Source organism: Metabacillus niabensis (assembly GCF_902829255.1).
GTDB classification, from domain to species: domain Bacteria; phylum Bacillota; class Bacilli; order Bacillales; family Bacillaceae; genus Metabacillus; species Metabacillus niabensis.
The window spans coordinates 1-1,840 of record NZ_CADEPK010000170.1; the positions used below are offsets into that span (position 1 = coordinate 1).

Sequence of the window (1,840 nt, forward strand, 5' to 3'; positions counted from 1 at the left end):
AAAGATGGTTACGCTGTAACTTATCTTGCACAAAAAGGTAAGAAGAAAACTATACGTATGCATAGATTAATAATGGATGTTTTACTTTATCCTAATATTGAGATTGATCATATTAACGGAGAAAAGAATGATAATCGAGTATGTAACCTCAGAAGATGCATTAAGGGCAATGATGTAGATAATCAAAGTAATCAAAAAGTTTATTTTAATTTACCTGACATTGTTGATGTCTTTGTACATCCACGATTCGGAAATTATATGATGGAAGTTTCAAATGCATTTTATAGAAAAGTGAACATTCCATATTTTACCTTTGAATCATTACTCAAAGATAGAAAGTTGCTATATGAAAATGGTATTGATGATATACTCCCATTAATACTAGAACGAAAGGTTCTTGCAATATCTAAGATGCTAAACTATTTAGATGAGCATGGAGAACACCATATATTTCTGAAACAATTATTGCATCATTTTAATGAAAAAAGAGCGGAAGCGAGAGAAGAAATAGATAATAATAAATTTCAAGAGATGCTGGTATTTCATAAATTGAAAATCGAAGATCTTGAAGAAGATAGACTATACATTATGGCGAATGGTGATGTGTTAGTTAAACCTAGTCATAAAAGTAGTAAAGAGAAATTTGAAAATAATCACTCTTTAGCTGTATTTGAAAGTGATTTACAAGGAAATCATCTATTTGTACAGGATGGAATGGATGGTGGCTTAGTATGAAACTAATGCTTGATGAATTTCAATTCAATCAAAAACCTCAAGGGTATGAGATTGGTTTAATAAATAATCGAATAATTAAACATCCTGTTGATATTGATGTTAGTCAATTAGCGAATGAAATAATAAATGGTAAGACATTTACACCAGCGACATTTAAATATGTTGCTGGTGAACTAAAAAGGTCGAAAGCCAACTGGGCATCTCAGGAAATAGTAGCTTTAGATTTTGATGAAGGTCTTACGATTGAAGAGGCTTTAAAAGATACATTCTTTCAAGAGCATGCTTCATTCCTCTATACCACGTTCAGTCATACTGAAGCAGTTAATAAGTTTCGTGTGGTATTCGCATTAGACAGACCAGTTAATGAGTATACGCAATTTGAATCAATCATTAGCTTTTTATTAAATAAATATCCATATGCTGATCAGTCCTGCAAAGATGGAAGTAGACTATTCTTTGGAGGGAATCAACTTTATGACTTCAATTATGATAATAGGTTGAATGTAGATGACATAATTCTAGAAACCCCTTTGCAGGACATAAAGGATAATCTAATTAATATGTCCTGCAATAGGGTTCAACACAGCCCTAAACTAGAAATAGGTAGTGTAACTGCAACAGCACGTAACATTAATCTAATAAAGAATAGAGAAATCTCTAAACTTCAATTAGTTATCAATAATAAGCCAGTTACATTAGTACCTAATGAAGTATTATCATATTTGAAAAAGCAAGATTTGAGGTTGTTGTTAGGTGTAGATACAAAAAGTAACTTTCTTGATATCTTTCATGAAGAGAGTAATCCAAGTGCTTCTATATATAAGTCACAATTAGGAAATGGTCATTGGCTTTATAAATGTCATTCTGAAAGCTATCCATTTGCAGGAACAATTCTACACGTAGTAGAAAGGCTGTTAAATTGTAATATTATAGAAGCGAGAGATTTCTTAATCAAAGTTTACAAGATAAAGGTATTTGAATCTGAAGAGATGAAAAGGTTCAAAGAATCAATTGACTTGTATAAAGAACTATTACAATCAGATGAGTTAGAAGAGATTCATCCATATTTTTATAAGGTGTTTAGTAGATATGGACACTTAAGAGA

The 1,840-nt window shown here is 31.0% G+C and carries 1 protein-coding gene and 1 pseudogene; both read left to right on the top strand.

Annotated features, from left to right (window positions below; translation table 11 throughout):
• Positions 1 to 735: hypothetical protein (locus HU235_RS12275; RefSeq protein ID WP_217451441.1), on the top strand; the 735-nt coding region annotated here is incomplete at its 5' end.
• Positions 732 to 1,840: pseudogene (locus HU235_RS12280) on the top strand (hypothetical protein); the annotation flags it as partial. The gene HU235_RS12275 and the pseudogene HU235_RS12280, both read left to right, overlap by 4 nt.